We start from the raw sequence: 2593 nt of genomic DNA on the forward strand, positions 1-2593 counted from the left end.
GAAGAGTGTGTAGACAGGTCGCGCAGGTGCAGCTCGTACAGAATGATGTCGTTGGGGTTTTTCAAGGTAGGTCGGGCGTCAAAATCCCAGCCCACGGGGTTGGTGGTTTTGAGGTCAATCACCTGCGCTCTTTTGCCATTGGTGCCTACGGCATAGGCATAAGGATCGGGCACTTCTGCGAGCCATTTGCCTTCTATTTGTGCCTGAAAAGTATAGTAGCGGCCTTGCAAATCTCCTTTGAGCACCGCTTGCCAGGTACCTTGCAGGCCTTTTTTCATTTTGACCGTCTTGGTAGCTTTTCCGCCCAGGCTTTTGTCGTAAAAGCGGAGGAGAATCTGGGTGGCGGGTGGCGACCAGATTTTGAAAGTAGAAGCTTTGGGCGTGTACGTTAACCCCAGGTCTTTGCCTTCGTACACGGGGTATTCATTGAAGTTGTTGCCAGCTTGATCCATTGCAGCGATGGATAGAAGACCCAATAGCATCAGGCCAAATTTTGCTAATCTATTCCTCATAAACATGCGGATTTTTTCGAGGTAAAACTAGCAAAATTTGGACAGGATAATTGAATTAATCTTGTAGCAGCGGGTAGCTATCCCTGTACTATCACCCCAGCCCCTTTGACATCGTTAGGCGGAAGTGTTTTCATACCTACACCAGTCCCATTTACCTTCTAAAAACTCCTTTCCCAAGGCAGCGGCGGAATTTGTTCTTGCCACTTGAAAAAATGACTGAATCGCCCTAACTTTGCCAATAAATGTTCCAAATGATAACATATCAGGTACAATTACCCGAATCCAACCAAGAGGCCTTTTTAAACATCATTCAATCGCTTCAAAGTTTAGGGGTTATCTCCTCGTTTTTGGTTTCTGAATCCTTCGTTCAACCCGGTAGCCCCATCCCTATTGATAACCTTTTAGAGATCTTAAAATCTGCTGAAAAACAAGCTGAAGATGGAGCTTTGGTTCCTGCTCATCAGGTGTTAGAATTCATGAAATCATGGCGAGAAAGAAAGTAGACTAGAAGGCCAACGCACTAATAATGGTCTCGGATATTCTTAACTTTAGAGGAGATTATTGAACGATGACAAACCCATAGACTACAATTCTGCTGGGAACTCCGGTTTGCCAAATATCTCCGCCAGAGCTATGGTGAAAGCTGGAAAAATAATGGATGGAACCACTTCGTCATTGACAAATAAAGTAGGTAAACTGTAAACGTCGTTTTCTTCCAGTGAATATCGAAGCAGGGTTTCGTGGGTGATATCGATGATCCAATATTCGCGAACTCCAGATTCAGCATATAGGTCTTTTTTTAGGCGCATTTCACGAGATGAATTTCCTGGAGAAAGGATTTCCACCACCAAATCTGGAGCGCCCAAACAGCCACGGTCATCCAGTTTTTCCAAATCACAAATCACACAAAGATCAGGTTGCACTACGGTAAAAATCTCTTTGTTAGCTCTGCTGGATTTTTTTTGATCATACAATCGAACATCGAAAGGAGCAGCATAGGCTTCGCAACGTTGATTTTTGAAATGATTGCCAAATTCTACGGTTAGTCTCCAGGAGATTTTTTGATGCATTCGACTTGGAGCAGGCATGAGCAGAATTTTCCCCTTGATCAATTCCAGGGTCTGTTCAAATTTCCAAGTCAAATAGTCGGCATAAGAATAAACACCATCAGGATCAAGTTGAGAAAAACTGGTTATCTCGGCCATGAGCGATCATTTGTCAACAAAATTAAGCCTTTTTGCCATAAAGAACAAGTTACCTACCCCGGCACTACCAGCCCAGAACCTTTGACAGCGGTAGGCGTTGGTGAACCCCCAAAAGGCTCCAGTGAAATAGCAAAAGCATCCGGTTTTTGACCCAACTTATACGAAACGAGCCCTTTGCGTGCCGCCTGCCAATTGACTACCCCAAGGCTCACTGGTTGGCCTTTGACGATGGCCCACAATTGGTATTGATTTTGGCCAGGATCTTTCAAATTCAGCAAATCGAAGTGGGCTACGCGTTGGCCTTTGTTCCAATAAACCGCAGCAATAGGTTCTGTGCCTCCTTTTACGGTCACTCTCTGGATGCCATCTTGCCGGAGGAGGTTAAATTGTTGCAACAAAAACTGCTCGTTGGTGGCACAAGCTTGTTCTTTGGAACGCAGGGCCAAAAGTTCTTTTTGAAGTTGATCTGCGTATTGATCTGCATTCTTTTTGGATATCCATATCCATACAAATAGAACCAAACCGACCACAGTAGCCGCAATTGGCCACAGTTGGAATTTACCCTGTTTGGGCAAGGATGGTACTGGTTGCTCTGCCAAAGCAGGGTTAGATACAGCAACACGGGCAGTTTCTGCCAGGATGTTCGACAAAATATAGTCGGGTGGAGTCAAGCCCTCTGAGGCATGGTAAGACCCCATTGCTTCTTCCACCTCCGCGATTTCATGTTGAATTTCTGGATATTGGGTCGCCAGTTTTTCGACTGCCTCCCTTTCTGCGTCATTCAATTGATCCAAAACATACATTTCTATGACGCCGCTATCCAAATATTCCTGAATATTAAATTGTTCCACTAGTTAGAGGATTAATGGTTATTGA

General features: G+C 44.7%; 3 protein-coding genes and 1 pseudogene. 1 reads left to right on the plus strand and 3 read right to left on the minus strand.

The window, feature by feature from the left end; all coding sequences use genetic code 11:
* Window positions 1-512, minus strand: a pseudogene (locus ABW391_RS18615) (type I pullulanase); the annotation flags it as partial.
* Window positions 513-763: 251 nt separating this feature from the next.
* On the opposite strand from ABW391_RS18615, the gene ABW391_RS18620 reads away from it, so the two are divergent.
* A complete protein-coding gene (locus ABW391_RS18620; RefSeq protein ID WP_353483415.1) occupies window positions 764-1015 on the plus strand; it encodes a hypothetical protein in 252 nt (83 codons plus the stop codon).
* Window positions 1016-1096: 81 nt separating this feature from the next.
* Here the strand turns inward: ABW391_RS18620 and ABW391_RS18625 are convergent, their stop codons facing one another.
* Together ABW391_RS18625 and ABW391_RS18630 are read right to left on the minus strand one after the other, a co-directional pair.
* Window positions 1097-1717, minus strand: coding sequence for a Uma2 family endonuclease (locus tag ABW391_RS18625; RefSeq protein ID WP_353483416.1), 621 nt, complete (start codon window positions 1715-1717; stop codon window positions 1097-1099).
* A gap of 53 nt (window positions 1718-1770) precedes the next feature.
* Entirely contained in the window at window positions 1771-2568 is a 798-nt protein-coding gene (locus ABW391_RS18630; RefSeq protein WP_353483417.1) for an anti-sigma factor, read from the minus strand.
* Between the last annotated feature and the right edge of the window lie 25 nt (window positions 2569-2593).

The organism is Haliscomenobacter sp. (genome assembly GCF_040403615.1).
In the GTDB taxonomy this organism is placed as follows: domain Bacteria; phylum Bacteroidota; class Bacteroidia; order Chitinophagales; family Saprospiraceae; genus Haliscomenobacter.

What these genes read in the sequence shown, in the direction of transcription:
- ABW391_RS18620 (WP_353483415.1), top strand. Translation starts at nt 764, where the DNA reads ATGATAACATATCAGGTACAATTACCCGAATCCAACCAAGAGGCCTTT.
- ABW391_RS18625 (WP_353483416.1), bottom strand. Translation starts at nt 1,717, where the DNA reads ATGGCCGAGATAACCAGTTTTTCTCAACTTGATCCTGATGGTGTTTAT.